The sequence below is a fragment of the Enterobacter sp. BNK-29 genome (assembly GCF_048684785.1).
Classification (GTDB): Bacteria; Pseudomonadota; Gammaproteobacteria; order Enterobacterales; family Enterobacteriaceae; genus Enterobacter; species Enterobacter cloacae_M.
In genome coordinates, this window is the sequence record NZ_JBLQTU010000001.1 from 542,621 (window position 1) to 560,239 (window position 17,619).

General features: G+C 53.9%; 17 protein-coding genes and 1 riboswitch. Of the genes, 11 read left to right on the forward strand and 6 right to left on the reverse strand.

Annotated elements, in window-relative coordinates:
- The first annotated feature begins 74 nt into the window (after positions 1-74).
- The 3 genes from ACMGGX_RS02560 to yegQ all read left to right on the forward strand — a co-directional run bounded on the left by ACMGGX_RS02560 (position 75) and on the right by yegQ (position 2,790).
- Positions 75-515, forward strand: a complete 441-nt coding sequence (locus ACMGGX_RS02560; RefSeq protein WP_420298004.1) for a RusA family crossover junction endodeoxyribonuclease — start codon at positions 75-77, stop codon at positions 513-515.
- The gene (locus tag ACMGGX_RS02565; RefSeq protein ID WP_420298005.1) at positions 509-1,261 is read left to right on the forward strand and encodes a hypothetical protein; all 753 of its coding nucleotides are present in this window, start codon (positions 509-511) and stop codon (positions 1,259-1,261) included. The genes ACMGGX_RS02560 and ACMGGX_RS02565 overlap by 7 nt, the downstream gene beginning before the upstream one ends.
- Before the next feature lie 167 nt (positions 1,262-1,428).
- Positions 1,429-2,790 (forward strand): tRNA 5-hydroxyuridine modification protein YegQ, encoded by a 1,362-nt coding sequence (yegQ, locus tag ACMGGX_RS02570; protein ID WP_181593486.1) that lies wholly within the window; start codon positions 1,429-1,431, stop codon positions 2,788-2,790.
- 161 nt (positions 2,791-2,951) lie between these two features.
- Here the strand turns inward: yegQ and ACMGGX_RS02575 are convergent, their stop codons facing one another.
- Complete coding sequence (locus ACMGGX_RS02575; RefSeq protein ID WP_181593487.1) at positions 2,952-3,452, reverse strand: DUF523 domain-containing protein; 501 nt, start codon at positions 3,450-3,452, stop codon at positions 2,952-2,954.
- Positions 3,453-3,593: 141 nt separating this feature from the next.
- Between ACMGGX_RS02575 and yegS the strand changes: the two genes are divergently transcribed.
- On the forward strand, positions 3,594-4,493 hold the full coding sequence (gene yegS, locus ACMGGX_RS02580) for a lipid kinase YegS (RefSeq protein WP_126796603.1): 900 nt from the start codon (positions 3,594-3,596) through the stop codon (positions 4,491-4,493).
- A 68-nt stretch (positions 4,494-4,561) separates the two neighbouring features.
- On the opposite strand, the gene fbaB is transcribed toward yegS, so the two are convergent.
- On the reverse strand, positions 4,562-5,614 hold the full coding sequence (gene fbaB, locus ACMGGX_RS02585; RefSeq protein ID WP_023312424.1) for a class I fructose-bisphosphate aldolase: 1,053 nt from the start codon (positions 5,612-5,614) through the stop codon (positions 4,562-4,564).
- Positions 5,615-5,864: 250 nt separating this feature from the next.
- Here fbaB and ACMGGX_RS02590 point away from each other — a divergent pair, with 250 nt between their 5' ends.
- From ACMGGX_RS02590 to ACMGGX_RS02600, 3 genes are read left to right on the forward strand one after another with little or no spacing between them, the layout of a single operon-like run.
- Positions 5,865-7,142, forward strand: coding sequence for a nucleoside permease (locus ACMGGX_RS02590; RefSeq protein WP_047652484.1), 1,278 nt, complete (start codon positions 5,865-5,867; stop codon positions 7,140-7,142).
- Positions 7,139-8,143, forward strand: coding sequence for an ADP-ribosylglycohydrolase family protein (locus ACMGGX_RS02595; protein WP_063440796.1), 1,005 nt, complete (start codon positions 7,139-7,141; stop codon positions 8,141-8,143). Before ACMGGX_RS02590 ends, ACMGGX_RS02595 begins: the two co-directional genes overlap by 4 nt.
- Positions 8,140-9,093, forward strand: a complete 954-nt coding sequence (locus ACMGGX_RS02600; RefSeq protein ID WP_181593490.1) for a PfkB family carbohydrate kinase — start codon at positions 8,140-8,142, stop codon at positions 9,091-9,093. Before ACMGGX_RS02595 ends, ACMGGX_RS02600 begins: the two co-directional genes overlap by 4 nt.
- On the opposite strand, the gene ACMGGX_RS02605 is transcribed toward ACMGGX_RS02600, so the two are convergent.
- The 3 genes from ACMGGX_RS02605 to thiM are packed head-to-tail and all read right to left on the reverse strand — an operon-like array spanning position 9,067 to position 11,423.
- The gene (locus ACMGGX_RS02605) at positions 9,067-9,813 is read right to left on the reverse strand and encodes a GntR family transcriptional regulator (protein ID WP_148242220.1); all 747 of its coding nucleotides are present in this window, start codon (positions 9,811-9,813) and stop codon (positions 9,067-9,069) included. The genes ACMGGX_RS02600 and ACMGGX_RS02605 overlap by 27 nt on opposite strands.
- Positions 9,814-9,855: 42 nt before the next feature.
- Complete coding sequence (gene thiD / locus ACMGGX_RS02610; RefSeq protein WP_420298006.1) at positions 9,856-10,656, reverse strand: bifunctional hydroxymethylpyrimidine kinase/phosphomethylpyrimidine kinase; 801 nt, start codon at positions 10,654-10,656, stop codon at positions 9,856-9,858.
- Positions 10,653-11,423 carry a hydroxyethylthiazole kinase gene (thiM, locus tag ACMGGX_RS02615; RefSeq protein WP_420298007.1) on the reverse strand — a complete coding sequence of 257 codons (771 nt, stop codon included), beginning with the start codon at positions 11,421-11,423 and terminating at the stop codon, positions 10,653-10,655. The genes thiD and thiM overlap by 4 nt, the downstream gene beginning before the upstream one ends.
- Before the next feature lie 35 nt (positions 11,424-11,458).
- Positions 11,459-11,555, reverse strand: a riboswitch (TPP riboswitch).
- 618 nt (positions 11,556-12,173) lie between these two features.
- Here thiM and ACMGGX_RS02620 point away from each other — a divergent pair.
- The 4 genes from ACMGGX_RS02620 to ACMGGX_RS02635 all read left to right on the forward strand — a co-directional run bounded on the left by ACMGGX_RS02620 (position 12,174) and on the right by ACMGGX_RS02635 (position 16,992).
- On the forward strand, positions 12,174-13,172 hold the full coding sequence (locus ACMGGX_RS02620) for a YadA-like family protein (RefSeq protein ID WP_420298008.1): 999 nt from the start codon (positions 12,174-12,176) through the stop codon (positions 13,170-13,172).
- 210 nt (positions 13,173-13,382) lie between these two features.
- Positions 13,383-13,817, forward strand: coding sequence for a hypothetical protein (locus ACMGGX_RS02625; protein ID WP_420298009.1), 435 nt, complete (start codon positions 13,383-13,385; stop codon positions 13,815-13,817).
- 313 nt (positions 13,818-14,130) lie between these two features.
- A complete protein-coding gene (locus ACMGGX_RS02630; RefSeq protein ID WP_014884533.1) occupies positions 14,131-15,507 on the forward strand; it encodes a diaminobutyrate--2-oxoglutarate transaminase in 1,377 nt (458 codons plus the stop codon).
- Between the two features lie 18 nt (positions 15,508-15,525).
- Positions 15,526-16,992, forward strand: a complete 1,467-nt coding sequence (locus tag ACMGGX_RS02635; RefSeq protein WP_023312433.1) for a pyridoxal phosphate-dependent decarboxylase family protein — start codon at positions 15,526-15,528, stop codon at positions 16,990-16,992.
- 35 nt (positions 16,993-17,027) lie between these two features.
- Here the strand turns inward: ACMGGX_RS02635 and ACMGGX_RS02640 are convergent, their stop codons facing one another.
- Positions 17,028-17,543: a protein disulfide oxidoreductase gene (locus tag ACMGGX_RS02640; protein WP_262770815.1), complete on the reverse strand. Its 516-nt coding sequence runs from the start codon at positions 17,541-17,543 to the stop codon at positions 17,028-17,030.
- Positions 17,544-17,619: the final 76 nt, after the last annotated feature.

Sequence of the window (17,619 nt, forward strand, 5' to 3'; positions counted from 1 at the left end):
GTATAGTACAGTCACACATTTTTAAACAATACAGAAAAGAAGTCTGGTTCTATTTTTTTCTTTAAGGAAATATCATGGCAGATAATCTTTTGGAAATGATCGTCTTTGGCCGACCAGCCACGGTTAACAGGAAAGGTCCTAAATCTTTGAAGGCAATCTGGCAATCGAAAGTTTTTAACTCTGCAAAAGCAGAATATACTGGCATGCAGGTTAAGTATAAGACAACTTTTAAAATATTTTATTTCCCACATAACAACTCTTATTCAGACGTAGACAACGGACTTAAATTTACCATTGATGCCCTGGCTCCGGTAGTCATGGAGAATGACAGGCAAATAACGCGCATTATTGCTGAGCGATTCGTGAAGGAGCCTGGAAAATCCCTTGTCGTTCCATTATCCCTAGCTCCCTCAATCGCTAAAATATTAGAAATGAGAGAAAACAATTCGCCTGCAGAATATATGACCTTAATTAAACTTGAAAAATATAAATGCAATGGAGGCAAACTATGGTAAACTATTACGATTATTACCATTATCAAGTTGAGTTAATTAAAACAGAATATACTTTAAAAGAGTATGCTGTTTATGAAGACTCACCAAGAATATCTTCATATAAAAATTTTCTATTTGATTTAGTTGCAATTAGCAAAGACAAAAAAGAGATTATAATCATAGAAATAGTTAACAAACGTCACGGTGACCATTACCGTAAGCGTATAAGCATGATGGAAGAATTAACCACCCATCCTTTTTTACATCACTATTTTAATGTTGATAAAGATGCTCAAATATTGGTTGATTTTAGATATATTGATAATCGAGAGAGCGAGCAATCGGAAATAAATGCTAAGATCCAAGAAAAATTTTCTGATGATAATATAGCTATTATTCTTTCCGAAAGAACACCACCACTTTATCTTAATAACGAAATCACTGCAACCAATTCATTTATTAGAGACTGGATTTATATAGCAAGAATGATTCGTTCCATGATCTCTTTTCACAGAACACAAAATAATCGTCATCGAAACAAGAATTCAACCCTTGATTATTTCAACCTGATACTTTACGAATTTGACATACATCCTCTGGAACAAATTAATGCAGAAGTGAGAGACCTTTACACACTATATTCAATTGTGCTGAGTGTTATCGAAGGAAATAAAGTATCAGAACTTGAAGCCAGAGAAATGAGATGGCATCTAAAATACCTACAGCAGCAATTCAAAATAAAAACCACATCAGAAAGAAATAAATAACAATGCAAATTTAGCCGTAATTAACTTTACGGCTAAAATAAATAATAATTCAATCTTTACCTCCCTGCCCCGCGGCGCTACAATGCCCGCCCTTAAAGTGGGGGATCTCCCCTTACCGCTGCACCTGGTGCACGCGGATCTGACCTGTCATCAGAACGAGAACAAACATGTTTAAACCGGAACTCCTTTCCCCGGCGGGAACGCTGCAAAATATGCGTTACGCTTTCGCCTATGGTGCCGACGCCGTTTACGCGGGCCAGCCGCGCTACTCGCTGCGCGTGCGTAACAACGAATTCAACCACGAGAACCTGCAGCTCGGCATCAACGAAGCGCATGCCCTGGGCAAAAAATTCTACGTGGTCGTGAACATCGCGCCGCACAACGCCAAGCTGAAAACGTTCATTCGTGACCTGAAGCCGGTGGTGGATATGGGGCCGGACGCGCTGATCATGTCGGACCCGGGTTTAATCATGCTGGTTCGGGAGAACTTCCCGGAGATGGATATTCACCTCTCCGTACAGGCTAACGCCGTTAACTGGGCGACGGTGAAGTTCTGGAAGCAGATGGGATTGACCCGCGTCATCCTGTCCCGCGAGCTTTCTCTTGAAGAGATCGAAGAGATCCGCACCCAGGTGCCGGATATGGAAATCGAAATCTTCGTTCACGGCGCGCTGTGCATGGCCTACTCCGGCCGCTGCCTGCTCTCCGGCTATATCAACAAGCGCGACCCGAACCAGGGCACCTGCACCAACGCCTGCCGCTGGGAATACAACGTCCAGGAAGGCAAAGAGGATGACGTCGGTAATATTGTGCACAAGCACGAGCCTATCCCGGTGACCAACGTCGAGCCGACGCTGGGCATCGGCGCGCCAACCGACAGCGTGTTTATGATTGAAGAAGCCAAACGTCCGGGCGAGTACATGACCGCCTTTGAAGACGAGCACGGCACCTACATCATGAACTCGAAAGATCTGCGCGCCGTCGCCCACGTTGAGCGTCTGACCCAGATGGGCGTGCACTCCCTGAAGATCGAAGGCCGCACCAAATCCTATTACTACTGCGCGCGCACCGCGCAGGTGTACCGCAAAGCCATCGACGATGCCGCCGCCGGTAAACCGTTCGATACCAGCCTGCTGGAAACCCTGGAAGGCCTGGCGCACCGCGGCTATACCGAGGGCTTCCTGCGTCGTCATACCCATGACGACTACCAGAACTACGAGCACGGCTACTCCGTTTCCGAGCGCCAGCAGTTTGTCGGCGACTTCACCGGCGAGCGCAAAGGCGCGCTGGCGGCCGTCGCGGTGAAAAACAAATTCACCAAAGGCGACAGCCTGGAGCTGATGACCCCACAGGGCAACATGAACTTTACGCTGGAACATCTGGAAAACGGCAAAGGCGAAGCGATTGACGTGGCGCCGGGTGATGGTCATACCGTCTGGCTGCCGGTTCCGGAAGAGGTGGAGCTGAAGTTTGCGCTGCTGATGCGTAACTTCAACGGTGAAAGCACCCGAAACCCACACGGCAAATAGTTAATCAGGGAAATTTTTTCGCGCTGGGATAATTCTTAGAATCGGATCACATACCGCTTCGTTCAATACGGGTATTATCCCCCCGCTGAAAAACATAACCCATAAATGCTAGCTGTACCAGGAACCACCTCCTTAGCCTGCGTAATCTCCCTTACGCGGGCTTATTTTTTGCCTTCTTTCTCCTCAACCCAGGCAATCAGTTCGTCGATTTGCCCCTCCGAGAACACGGCTATCCCATGCTCTGCGAGCAACGATGCAGCAACACCTCTCCCCGCTTTATGGATCCCGCGAAAAGATCCGTCATAAATAAACTGACTGCCGCACGTTGGGCTGCCATCGGTTAATAGTGCTGCGCTACACCCCGACTCCTGAGCAGCGCGTAGCGCGAGCCAGGCTGCAAGCTGATACTGCTCAGTCACATCCTGCCCTGTATTTTCACTAATTCTGGCTTGCCCGCGCATTACGTCTTTGCCATCAGCGGACATAATCTCTGCCGGAGGACGAGGTACAGGCATCCCGGCCGCAAGTTCAGGGCAGTGGATAACCAGACGCTGTTCCTGCTGCCAGCGCTTGAGCTGCTCGTTCATTCGCGCTTTTTCACTTCCGTTATAACGAACCTTAAAGCCCATCAGGCACGCGCTTACCAAAATTTTATTCATCATCACTTTCCTGTGATTACGTTACTATCATCGCTGGAGTGTAACGCGCTTTCGGGCATATTTTGTTCCTTTCATCCTGTTCTTACCCGCTTTTTTCCTCTCTGCTATACACTCTTACTAACGCTAAAAAAGGGAGCAGCGCGGATGGCAACCTATTCAGACAGTTTATTGATTCTCAATGGCAAAAGCGCGGGCAACGATCTGTTGCGTCAGGCAATTCAGGGTTTGCGTGACGATGGCGCGCGCATTCACGTCAGGGTGACGTGGGAAAAAGGCGACGCGGCACGCTATATCAATGAAGCCCTCGGGCTTGGCGTCAGCACCATTATTTCCGGCGGCGGCGATGGCACCATCAATGAGATTGCGTCAGCGCTTATCGACCTGCCCCCGGCAAACCGGCCGGTGATGGGTATTTTACCGCTCGGCACCGCCAATGATTTTGCTACCAGCGCCGGGATCCCGGAGGAGTTAGAGAAAGCGCTCCAGCTGGCGATCCTCGGCAAGGCCACCGCTGTGGATATTGCGCAGGTGAATGATAAAACCTGCTTTATCAATATGGCGACGGGCGGGTTTGGCACGCGCATCACCAGCGAAACGCCGGAAAAGCTGAAGGCGGCGCTGGGCGGCGTGTCGTACCTGATCCACGGCCTCATGCGCATGGACACCCTCAAGCCTGACCGCTGCGAAATTCGCGGCGAGGATTTTCAGTGGCAGGGTGACGCGCTGGTGATTGGGATTGGCAACGGGCGTCAGGCGGGCGGCGGACAACAGCTCTGCCCGGAGGCGCTGATTAATGACGGTCAGCTCCAGCTGCGTATTTTCACGGGCGACGGCCTGCTGCCCGCGCTGTTTACCACGCTGACGCAGCCGGAAGAGAGCCCAAATATCATCGCCGGGAAATCGGCGTGGTTTGAAGTGAATGCTCCGCACGGGATGACCTTCAACCTCGACGGAGAGCCGCTCAGCGGGACGCAGTTCCGCATTGAAGTATTGCCCGGCGCGCTGCAGTGCCGGCTACCGCCGGACTGCGTGCTTTTGCGCTGATGTATCACACGGTGAGCAATGATGCCCTCACCCAACCCTCTCCCCCCGGGGAGAGGGAGATGGAGCCGTCAGGCAATCGTGACTTTGCTGTCGAGATAGACGTCCTGAACCGCATTGATCAGCTTCACGCCGTCGGCCATCGATTTCTTAAACGCCTTGCGGCCGAGGATCAGCCCCATACCGCCCGCGCGTTTGTTGATCACAGCCGTACGCACCGCGTCTGACAGGTCGGTATCACCGCCCGCCGCGCCGCCTGAGTTAATCAGCCCCGCGCGGCCCATGTAGCAGTTCGCCAGCTGGTAGCGCACCAGGTCGATCGGGTTATCGCTGGTCAGCTTGCTGTAAACGCGATCGTCGGTGTAGCCAAAGTTCACCGCTTTATAGCCGCCGTTATTCTCGGCCATTTTCTGCTTCACGATATCCGCGCCGATGGTCGCCGCCAGGTGGTTCGCCTGCCCGGTCAGGTCGGCCGACACGTGGTAATCCACGCCGTCTTTCTTGAACGCGTTGTTGCGCAGATAGGCCCACAGTACGGTGACCATGCCCAGCTCGTGCGCGCGCTCAAACGCCGCGGAGATCTCTTCAATCTGACGACGGGACTGTTCGGAGCCGAAGTAAATCGTCGCCCCTACCGCCACCGCGCCCATGTTGAACGCCTGCTCGACGCTGGCGTAGAGGGTCTGGTCATATTCGGTTGGGTAACTAAGGGTTTCGTTATGGTTCAGCTTCACAAGGAACGGAATGCGGTGGGCATAGCGACGCGAAACCGAGGCCAGCACGCCGTAGGTAGAGGCCACGCAGTTACAGCCCGCTTCAATCGCCAGCTCAACAATGTTCTTCGGATCGAAGTAGAGCGGGTTCGCCGCAAAAGAGGCGCCTGCAGAGTGCTCTACGCCCTGGTCCACCGGCAGAATAGAGAGATACCCGGTGCCGCCGAGCCGCCCGGTGTTGTAAAGCGTCTGCATATTTCGCAGGACCGCAGGCGGACGGTTGTTATCGATCATCACGCGGTCAACGTAGTCGTGACCAGGCAGATACAGCTGATCGGCTGGAATGGTCATACAACGATGCTGTAAAAGGCTGTCGGCGTCTTTGCCAAGCAACTGCGCAATATCAGTCATGTGATACTCCCGTAAGTCCGACGTCGTGTCGGTGTGTGTTTATCCAGTCCCATCTTTTATGGGCAGACTAAGCCTGGTACCGACTTAACAGATTTTCCACCTTTTGCATTTTTTTTCAGCACAATCTGCTGGCTCGATTCGTGTACAACAAAACTGTTACATTGATCAAACAATCGCCACAAAGGTATTTAAAAGGTATTATTGAGTGGTATGTTAAAGGCGTACCCTCTCTGACATGCAGGATTAAAAAATGAAAACGAAAGTCCAACTGTCATTCATGATGTTTGTTGAATGGTTTATCTGGGGCGCGTGGTTTGTGCCGCTGTGGCTGTGGCTGAGCAAAAGCGGTTTTACCGCCGGGGAAATCGGCTGGTCTTACGCCTGTACCGCCATTGCCGCGATCCTCTCCCCAATTCTGGTCGGCTCGCTGACGGACCGCTTCTTCGCCGCGCAGAAAGTGCTGTCAGTGCTGATGTTCGCCGGAGCCATTCTGATGTACTTCGCCGCGCAGCAAACCCAGTTCAGCACCTTCTTCCCGCTGCTGCTGGTTTACTCCCTGACCTATATGCCAACCATCGCGCTGACCAACAGTATCGCCTTTGCCAACGTGGACGACGTCGAGGCCGATTTCCCGCGCATCCGCGTGATGGGCACCATCGGCTGGATCGCCTCTGGGCTGGCGTGCGGGTTCCTGCCGCAGATGCTGGGCTACAGCGATATTTCCGACACCAACATCCCGCTGCTGATGACGGCAGCCAGCTCCGCCCTGCTCGGCGTCTTTGCCCTGTTCCTGCCGAATACGCCGCCGAAAAGTACCGGCAAGCTGGATTTCAAAGTGATGCTCGGGCTGGACGCGCTGATCCTGCTGCGCGACAGAAACTTCCTGGTGTTCTTCTTCTGCTCGTTCCTGTTCGCCATGCCGCTGGCCTTCTATTACATCTTCGCCAACGGCTATCTCACCGAAGTGGGGATGAAAAACGCCACCGGCTGGATGACGCTCGGCCAGTTCTCCGAAATCTTCTTTATGCTCGCCCTGCCGTTCTTTACCAAACGTTTTGGTATTAAGAAGGTCTTACTGCTGGGCCTGATTACCGCCGCCATCCGCTACGGGTTCTTTGTTTACGGCGGAGCGGAACAGTACTTTACCTACGCCCTGCTGTTCCTCGGCATTCTGCTGCACGGCGTAAGCTACGACTTCTATTACGTCACCGCGTACATCTACGTGGACAAAAAAGCGCCGGTGCATATGCGCACCGCCGCGCAGGGCCTGATTACGCTGTGCTGTCAGGGCTTTGGTAGCCTGCTGGGTTACCGCCTGGGCGGCGTGATGATGGAAAAAATGTTCGCATACAAAGAGCCGGTGAATGGGCTGACCTTCAACTGGGCCGGAATGTGGACGTTCGGTGCAATCATGATTGCCGTGATTGCCGTGCTGTTTATGCTGTTTTTCCGCGAATCGGATAAAGAGATCGCCGCAATTGAGGTGGTTGATAGCGATGCCGCGCTGACACAAGGGGAAGTTAAATGAAACAAGAACGTGTTCTCGGTGCTCTTTACGGGCAGGCGTTAGGGGATGCGATGGGCATGCCGTCGGAGCTGTGGCCGAGAAAGCGCGTCAAGGCGCACTTCGGCTGGATCGACCGCTTTTTACCCGGCCCGGCAGAGAATAATGCTGCCTGCTATTTCAAACAGGCAGAGTTCACCGACGATACCTCAATGGCGCTGTGCCTGGCGGATGCGATCGTTGAGTGCGACGGGGAGATTAACGCGGATGTTATCGGCAAGCATATTCTGCGCTGGGCGCTCGATTTCGACGCGTTTAATAAGAACGTACTCGGCCCGACCTCCAAAATCGCGCTTAACGCGATTCGCGACGGCAAGCCGGTTAGCGAACTGGACAACAACGGCGTGACTAACGGGGCGGCGATGCGCGCCTCCCCGCTGGGCTGCCTGCTTCCGGCCACGCGTCTGGAACACTTTGTTGAGCAGGTGGCGCTGGCCTCCAGCCCGACCCATAAATCGGACCTCGCCATTGCCGGCGCGGTGGTGATTGCCTGGGCGGTTTCGCGCGCCGTCGACGGCGAAAGCTGGCAGAACATCGTCGATGCCCTGCCGGGTATCGCCCGCTATGCGCAGGAGGCGAAAACCACCACCTTCAGCGCGTCGCTGGCGGCACGTATTGAGCTGGCGCTTAAGACCGTACGGGAAGCCAACGGGGTTGAGTCCGCCAGCGAGCAGGTGTACCAGCTCGTGGGGGCCGGAACCAGCACCATTGAGTCCGTTCCGGCGGCCATTGCGATGGTCGAACTGGCGGGAACCGACCCAAACCGCTGCGCCATTTTATGCGCCAACCTGGGCGGCGATACCGACACCATTGGCGCGATGGCGACGGCCATCTGCGGCGCGCTCCACGGCGTGCAGGCGATTGACCCGGCGCTCAAAGCCGAGCTCGACGCCGTCAACCGGCTCGATTTCGGCCACTATTGCGCGAAACTGCTGCACTACCGGGAGCAAAGGGAGGGCGTATGAATTCATTTGCCCAACGTCTCGACACCCTGCACGCCACGCGCCCGGTGACGGTGCTGGGCGCGGCGGTGATTGACGTCATCGCCGACGCCTACGCCCTGCCCTGGCGCGGGTGCGATATCGAACTCAAACAGCAGGGCGTGAATATTGGCGGCTGCGCGCTGAATATTGCCATCGCCCTGAAACGGCTCGGTATTGCGTCGCAAAACGCCCTGCCCGTCGGTCACGGCGTCTGGGCGGATATTATCCGCAACGCCATGGCAAAGCAGGATCTGCACAGCGCCATTGCGGCCGAAACCGGCGATAACGGCTGGTGCCTGGCGCTGGTGGAGCCAGACGGCGAGCGCACCTTTATGTCCTTTAGCGGCGTGGAAAACCAGTGGCAGCAGCGCTGGCTTGATGTGCTTAACATCCCGTCGAACAGCCTGGTCTATTTATCCGGCTATCAGCTGGCCTCGCCGTGCGGCGAGCTGCTGACACGCTGGCTGGAGGGGTTGCAGGACGTAACGGCCTTTATCGATTTCGGCCCCCGCCTCGCGGATATTCCCGACGCGCTGATGGCGCGGATTATGGCCTGCAGGCCGATCGTGTCGCTTAATCGTCAGGAAGCAGAGATCGCAGCCGAACGACTGGGCGTAGCGGCTGAAAACCTGGGTGTGGAGTGGCAGCAGCGCTTCGGCGCCGCGCTGATTGTACGTCATGATAAAGACGGCGCCGCGTGGTATGACGGCGACGATGCGGGCGTTGTTCCGGCGTTCCCGGCGACGGTTGTGGATACCATTGGCGCTGGCGACAGCCACGCGGGCGGCACGCTTGCCGGGCTGGCGGCGGGATGGTCCCTGGCAGACGCCGTTCTGCTGGGGAATGCCGTGGCGTCCTGGGTAGTCAGCCACCGCGGCGGGGACTGCGCCCCGACTCGCGAGGCGCTACTCCTCGCACACAAAGACGTATAGATCGCTGCGACAGTAGCTGATGCTGTACTCAATCGGCCGGTGCTGTTGGTCAAGCGCAACCTGCTTGATCACCAGCACCGGTATTTTTTCGTCCATCTTAATGTGCGCCTGAAACTCGCTGTCCGGCATGCGGGCGCTAACCCGTGAACGGGTGCGCTGCGGGAAAATATTCTGACTGCGGAAGTAATCGTACAGCGAAATGCCAATCGCATCCGGATCGGGAATGAGGCCAACCGGCACCCAGGACTCTTCAATCGACACCGCATCGTCATCCACATAGCGAATGCGCTTGAGCAAAAAGACCTCGCTGTCCGGAGGGATCGACAGGTGGTTTGCGACCTCTTCCGGGCACTTCACCACCCGCTTGTTGACCCACAGCGTATTGGGCTTTTGACCGCGCAGCACCACCTGCCGGGAAAAACCGCGCGCCTCTTTCAGCGAATATTCAAAGATATTGTTGATTTGCGTGCCATAGCCACGGGAGCGCGTCACCACGCCCTCTTCCTCCAGCGCCTGCATCGCCTTTCGCACGGTGATGCGCGACACCCCGGTTAACTGGCTCAAATCGCGCTCGCCGGGCAAAATATTCCCGTGCTCCAGCACCCCGCTGCGCACCGCGTTTTTTACCGTTTCGGCAAATTTCAGGTACAGCGGCGTGTTGTCAGGCGCGGCGATCCGTTCATTCAGTTGAGCGATTAACCGGGTATGCGCTTGTTCCATCTCTGTTTTCTCAGGCGTGGTGTTTCCTGCCAGTATACTGGGTTACCACCATGCATGAAAATGATGAACCGGCCCAATACCGTGACCCACTTCCAGAGTATCGGCTTTTGCCAGCGCCGCCGAGAGCCAGGTTTTCGCTTCGCGCACCGTATCGGCCCAGCCGTCATGCCGCGGGCGCAGCGCCGCCAGCGCGGCGGAGAGGGTACAGCCCGTGCCGTGGGTGTTTTTGGTCTGCACGCGCGGCGCGGTAAAACGTACTTCGCCGTCGCGGGTAAAGAGCCAGTCCGGGCTTTCGGCATCATCCAGGTGCCCGCCTTTCATCAGCACCGCCCCGCAGCCCATCGCCAGCAGCGCGTTTCCCTGCGCTTTCATCTCGCGTTCAGTTTGCGCATGCGATGTGCCTAACAGCGCGGCGGCTTCCGGCAGATTGGGCGTGATAAGCGCCACCTGCGGCAGTAGCTTTGTACGCAGCGTCTCCACGGCGGAGGCGGAGAGCAGCGGGTCGCCGCTTTTCGCCAGCATGACGGTATCCAGCACCACGTTTTGCACCTGATAGCGTTTAAGCCGCTCGGCCACCGCTTCCACAATATCCGTCTCGGCCAGCATGCCGATTTTGGTGGTATCAATGCGCACATCGCTGAACACTGAATCCAGCTGCGCGGCAACAAAATCCGACTCGATACGGTAGACCGACTGCACGCCGCGCGTGTTTTGCGCCACCAGTGCGGTAATGACCGAGCAGCCGTACGCGCCAAGGGCCGAGAAGGTTTTGAGATCGGCCTGGATACCCGCGCCGCCGCTGGGATCGGTGCCGGCAATGGTCAGGGCGTTAATCCGTTTCATGCCTGCTCCTCCAGCGTATAGAGCGCATCCAGAAACGCGCTGGCAAAACTGCCAGGCCCACGTGACTGCGCAACGGCCACCGTTCCGGCTCGCTTCATCCATCCGCAGGCGGCAGCGACGTTATCCATCCGGTCGCCCGGCAGCGAGCAGCTCGCCGCCACAACGGCAGAAAGCGCGCATCCGGTTCCCACTACGCGCGTCATCAACGGATCGCCGCCCGTTACCGTGCGGGTGCGTTGCCCGTCAGTGATGTAATCCACCTCGCCGGTGACGACCACAACGGCATTGGTCTGGCGAGCCAGCGCCTGTGCAGCGGGCACCGCGCTGGCTGCGGTATCGGTTGTATCGACGCCGCGTCCGCCCGCGCTCAATCCGGCAAGGGCCAGAATTTCGGAGGCATTGCCGCGAATGGCGGCCGGTTTCAGGGCGAGAATTTGATGGCAAAAGCGGGTACGGAACGTCAGGGCACCCGCGGCAACCGGGTCTAGCGTCCAGGGCTTGCCTGCAGCCACCGCGCTTTCTATTGCCCGACGCATCGCCTGGGCACGCGGCGAGGTCAGCGTACCAACGTTAATCAGCAGCGCATCGGCGATGCCGGCAAACTGTTCAGCCTCTTCGGCCTCAATCACCATCGCGGGTGATGCGTCAAGCGCCAGCAAAACGTTGGCCGTGAAGGTCTGTACGACATCGTTGGTCATACAGTGGGTCAGCGGAGAACGGGTTCGGAAGTGGTGTAAAACGTGTAAATCGAGCAGGTCAGGCTGCATGGGTTCGCTCCTGCCTTGCGTGAAGAAGCGATGACCGGGAAGGCATCTGACTTCCCTACGCTGGCATTATCCAGATCAGGTAATACGGGTATTTCTCAGCCTTCACAAAGAAGGGCACCCCGAGTCAAAATACTTTTAAAACAGTGAGTTATAAAACTCATTAACGTAATGTAGTGTAACCGGGGCCGTAGGCCAGGCGCAAGGAGTTTCGATTTATCACCCCGTTTGTCACAGCGGAAATCTCCAGACGTACTTTCCAGTCATTTACGTATATTTATTACGCTTTAGTTAATTCTGGTTCAATAATTGTTAACGTGTTATTGAAAATCTTTATTGTGCACTTTTACTAAGGCTATTATTTTTTCAGCCCTGTTACGTGTGATTTATTCTTTTATAAGACATATAAACTCCTTTCATACGAAATAAAAAGAATTCACTCATCTCTTTAACCACGTTAAATATTCATTTTTCAATCAATTACTTAAAGCGAGTTATAAAATAATCGTGCAACTCACAAATAAATGTATACATTAAATAAATCATAGAGTTACCACACCCCTTCGCTGTATTTATTCATATTATTTATGATTTAGATCAAAATCATTAGTTTGGGTTTAATTGATAGTTAATTCACGTTACTAAAAAAGATTAAGGCAGAGTTCAATCGTCATTGATGGTTAATCTCTGTTTCATGAAAACCGTTCAGCTAAATATTATTTTTTCAATACATTAATGATGTGGTCATTTAAAATGAAACCTTTGAATAAATCTATTATTTCTGTTTTTGCACTGTATGTGGTTGCTGGTGGTTCATTCCATGTTGCTACAGCTGCTGAAGCGATGATTCAGACAACTGATGGTAGCAACGTTTTTCTTTCTATCCATGGTCAAGACGAATCAATCAAATCTTATGATTTAGATGATATTGATAAGCTTAAAGGTGGGGTAAGTTCTAACACCACGTCAATATCCCTTTTACGCGGCGATTTAGATGCTGAATCACGTAATCGGGTAGATGAAATTAATCGTGTTGATGGTGAGGCTAAACGTGCCGGTGCTCTTGCTGATACCGCTAGTCAAAAAGCAGACACTGCTTTATTAGGCGTTGTTAAAAATGGCTCTGATATCATTCAGCTTCAAAACCAAACCCAATTACAAGGCAACGTATTGACAGATCATGAGCAACGCATCACCTCTTTAGAGAATATGCCAAAACCAGTCAACGGCGTAGATGGAAAAGATGGCGCGAAAGGTGATAAGGGAGATACGGGCGCACAGGGGGCAGCAGGCATTAACGGACGTGACGGCGCAGATGGTCATAATGGTAAAGATGGTGTGGCAACTACCGTAACGCGCGTGCAGGTAGACGCAGCGACGCAAACGAAAGTGGCCAACAACAGCCAGGCTGTTACCGCCACCGCTCAGGAACTTCAGGCAACAAAGCAGACGTTACAGGCAATGAATAACAATACCAATCAGCAATTCAAATCATTGCATGACGAAGTGGATAATAATAAGAAGCAGGCCAACGCAGGTATCTCGGGCGCCATGGCGATGGCAGGTTTACCGCAGGTACAAACGAATCAGCATGTTATGTTCTCTGCTGGCGGTGCAACGTACAATAATGAAAGCGCCCTTGCCGTCGGGGCATCCGTTAACTTTAGTTCACATGTCATCGCGAAAGTGAGCTTCTCTGATGATACCGCCAATAATATGGGGGCGTCAGTTGGCGTCGGAATGGGCTTTTAACTAAATACAACTTAAGCATTATTAACTGACGCCGTTAAGTTAATAACCCGCTTGCCTCCGGCAAGAATAGCGATGACAGAAAAAACATGCTCAGACATATCATTATTTCAGCGACCCTGTATCTGATGCTCATTGGTGTCGGTATTTGGATCGGCATGATGTACGCCTCTTATTATCTGTGTGTTTTATAAGGTGGACAAAAGTTTAGCCATGAAAACTCAATTAATATGGATTGCACTGACGTTGGCGGTAGCGACAACACCGGCTCATGCGATTAACGCGCACTTTCGCGCTCAGTTAGAACGTTCAGGATGCACTGAGATGAACGCGAATGACGGCTCTTGTGATATTCACAAAACAAAAGACCAAAATGCGGCACAGCACACAACAGCTGCGGTCCACGACCCTTTACGTGAAGCCACTTTCACATCGGATGCGGTTAACGCCACGATTTCAAACGGCTTTTTTAACGCCACCATTAACGGCAAAAAGGCCACCGTGAAACGTCTGAATGCTCATTTCTATGAGATTCACGGTAATGGTTTTGTTATATCGCTAAGCCTTGATGAGAACGGCATTACGGCGGTGTCCTGGAATAAGACGACGGGGCGTAACCACGGCATTTTGCAGGTGTCGCAGAAATAAAGCTAACAAGGAGGCTGTCTGCCTCCTTTTTGGTCAGCGAATGGCACGATTTGTCACACTCTTTTTTATGAATTTACAGTCGGGGCAGAACACACGTAACAGTCTGTTTTTCTTTATCATAAAGCGCAATTTTCTTTCTTAAAAAGGGGATATCCCTTCCCCTGAGCGCCATGTCACAAAACAGTAAACAAATTAACCATTGAGCCCTGTGGCAAAAGGCTCTATATTGGCGGCGTTTTTTTCAGGCCCCCATCTGTTTTTTAACTTTTTATTCAATCGTGGCTCATAACGAAGCGGCGGTTGTAGGAGTGATATGATGACGGATAAAGTCCGTATTGACACCGTAGATGCCCACAAAAGCAACGAAACCTATCTGGCCCGTCAGGCCGAGTTTGAATCTAACGTCAGGAGTTATCCGCGCAAACTGCCTTTAGCCATCACTAAAGCAGAAGGCGTGTGGATCACCGATGCAGATAATAAAGAATACCTTGACTGTTTAGCAGGCGCAGGGACCCTTGCGCTTGGCCATAACCATCCTGATGTGCTGAAAAGCATCCAAAATGTCATTACCAGCGGCTTGCCGTTACATACCCTGGATCTGACTACGCCTCTGAAAGACGCGTTTTCTGAATACCTGCTCTCTCTGCTGCCTGGTCAGGGCAAAGAGTACTGCCTGCAGTTCACCGGTCCATCCGGTGCTGACGCCGTTGAAGCGGCGCTGAAGCTGGCGAAAAAAGTGACCGGTCGTAGCGGTATCATCAGCTTCTCTGGTGGTTACCACGGTATGACCCACGGCGCGCTGTCCGTGACCGGCAACCTGTCTCCGAAAGAAGCAGTTGACGGTATGATGCCAGAAGTACAGTTCATGCCTTACCCGCACGAGTACCGTTGCCCGCTGGGTATCGGTGGTGAAGCGGGCGTGAAAGCGCTGACTTACTACTTCGATAACCTGATCAACGACGTTGAAAGCGGCGTGCGTAAACCTGCTGCGGTGATTCTGGAAGCCGTTCAGGGCGAAGGCGGCGTGAACCCGGCTCCGGCTGAGTGGCTGCAGCGCATCCGTAAAGTGACTCAGGAACACGGCATTCTGCTGATCCTCGACGAAGTTCAGGCTGGCTTTGCCCGTACCGGTAAATTCTTCGCCTTCGAACACGCGGGCATTGAGCCAGACATCATCGTGATGTCTAAAGCCGTAGGTGGCGGTCTGCCGCTGGCCGTGCTCGGTATCAAAAAGCAGTTTGACGCATGGGCGCCAGGTCACCACACCGGTACCTTCCGCGGCAACCAGCTGGCGATGGCGACCGGTCTGACGACGCTGAAAATCCTGAAAGACCAGAACATCGCAGGCAAAGTGGCTGCACAGGGCGAATGGCTGAAAGGCCAGCTGAAAGAGATGGCGAAACGCTATCCTGTTATCGGCCACGTGCGCGGTCTGGGCATGATGATCGGTATTGAGATCGTTAAGCCACACGAAGCCGCTGACCACATGGGCTGCTTCCCGGGCGACGGCGAGCTGTCTGCACTGATTCAGAAGAAGTGCTTCGAAGCCGGTCTGATTCTGGAGCGCGGTGGCCGTAACGGTATCGTTCTGCGTCTGCTGCCGTCTCTGCTGATCAGCGACGAAGAGCTGAAAATCTTCCTGGATAAATTTGAGCAGGCACTGCTTGCTGCGGGCGTTCGCCCGGCGTAACCGGAGTTATTGATTACGATGTCTGATTCAAACCCAATTTTGTTCTCCTCTGCGCAGAGCATTGAAGCTTACCAGCAGGCGATCGAACAAAGCACTCAGGCTGTGATGCAGTGGCTGAAACAGCCTGAGATGTACCAGGGCAAAACGGTCGCAGAACTGCGCGACCGTATTAAGCTGGATTTCAACCCGAAAGGGCTGGGCAACGAAGCGGCGATTGAACGCGCCGTGGAGTTCTTCCTGAAAGACAGCCTGTCCGTTCATCACCCGCAGTGTGTGGCGCACCTGCACTGCCCAAGCCTGGTGGTAAGCCAGGCGGCGGAAGTGCTGATCAACGCCACTAACCAGAGTATGGACTCCTGGGATCAAAGCCCGTCCGCAACCATTATTGAGATCAAGCTGATCGAGTGGCTGCGTACCCGCGTGGGTTATCAGGCCGGCGACGCAGGTGTCTTCACCAGCGGCGGTACCCAGAGCAACCTGATGGGCCTGATGCTGGCTCGCGATGCGTTCTTCGCGCGTCAGGGTCACTCCGTTCAGCAGGACGGTCTGGTGGGAGATCTGCGCAAAATTCGCGTGCTGTGCTCCGAAAACGCACACTTCTCCGTGCAGAAAAACATGGCGCTGATGGGTCTGGGCTACCAGTCCGTGGTGCAGGTGAAAACGGACGAATTCTCCCGCATGGATCTGACCGATCTGGCGGCGAAAATTGAGCAGTGCAATGCGAACGGCGAGCAGATTCTTGCGATCGTCGCAACGGCAGGTACCACCGATGCCGGTGCTATTGACCCGCTGCGTGCAATTGCAGAGCTGGCCGCTAAGCAGAACATCTGGGTACACGTTGATGCGGCCTGGGGCGGCGCGCTGCTGATGTCTGAGCAGTATCGTCACTACCTGGACGGCATTGAGCTGGTGGATTCCGTCACCCTGGACTTCCACAAGCAGTTCTTCCAGACCATCAGCTGCGGCGCGTTCCTGCTGAAAGAAGCGCGTCACTATGAGCTGATGCGCTATCAGGCGGCCTACCTGAACTCTGAGTTCGACGAAGAAGCGGGTGTGCCTAACCTGGTGTCCAAATCTCTGCAGACCACCCGTCGTTTTGACGCGCTGAAGCTGTGGATGAGCCTGGAAGCGCTGGGTCAGGAGCAATACGCGGCGATCATCGATCACGGCGTGACCCTGGCGCAGCAGGTTGCGGCCTACGTGAAAGAGCAGCCTGCTCTGGAACTGGTTATGCAGCCACAGCTAGCAAGCGTTCTGTTCCGCTTCCGCGGACAGGTTCAGATGGATGACGCGGGCATCGCCCTGCTGAACCAGAAAATTGGTGATGCGCTGCTGGAATCCGGCCGTGCGAACGTCGGTGTGACCGAGCATAACGGCGTCACCTGCCTGAAGCTGACGCTGCTGAACCCAACCGTGACGCTGGAAGATATTAAAATCCTGCTGTCTCTGGTTGAGCGCACCGCGCAGGAAGTTCTGGCTAAGTAATACAGCCCCCCTCTTCCGCCGGGAGAGGGGTTATTTTATACGCCTGCCCACCACATCCTTAATTTTAATCCCCAGTAACTCGTCCAGCCCGTCGTGGTACTGACCACATTACCCTTCGACACAATGACCAGCGTCGGCGTTACGCTCACCTGCCACTGCTGCGACAACGCACCATTTTCATCGTTTATCACCGGCATTTTCAGCTGTTTCTTTTCAACCCAGCGCGTAAGCTTTGCGTTATCACCGGAACGCATGGCAATACTCACCACGTTCCCGCCCTCTTCTGCCAGCTGATTAACGGAAGGCGTCGTGTAACGGCATATGCTGCACCAGGTGGCCCAGACGTAAATCAGCAGCGGCCGTTCCTGGCTCAGGGCCGAGATATCGTGAATGTTACCGTCGATGCTCTGCATCGGTGTTGCACTAAAACTGGCGGGGAGTGTCGGTTTTCGATACTGATCAACACCCCACACTACGGCCAGCGTCAGCAGAACGAGTACGATTCCTTCCCGCGCCCAGCGGCGCAGTCGACTGATTTTGCGGTTATCCATTATGACCTCATGTTTTAACGAAGGTCATCTTAACGGGCAATACGCCATCACGCTGTAAAGAAGTGTCGCGTCAGGT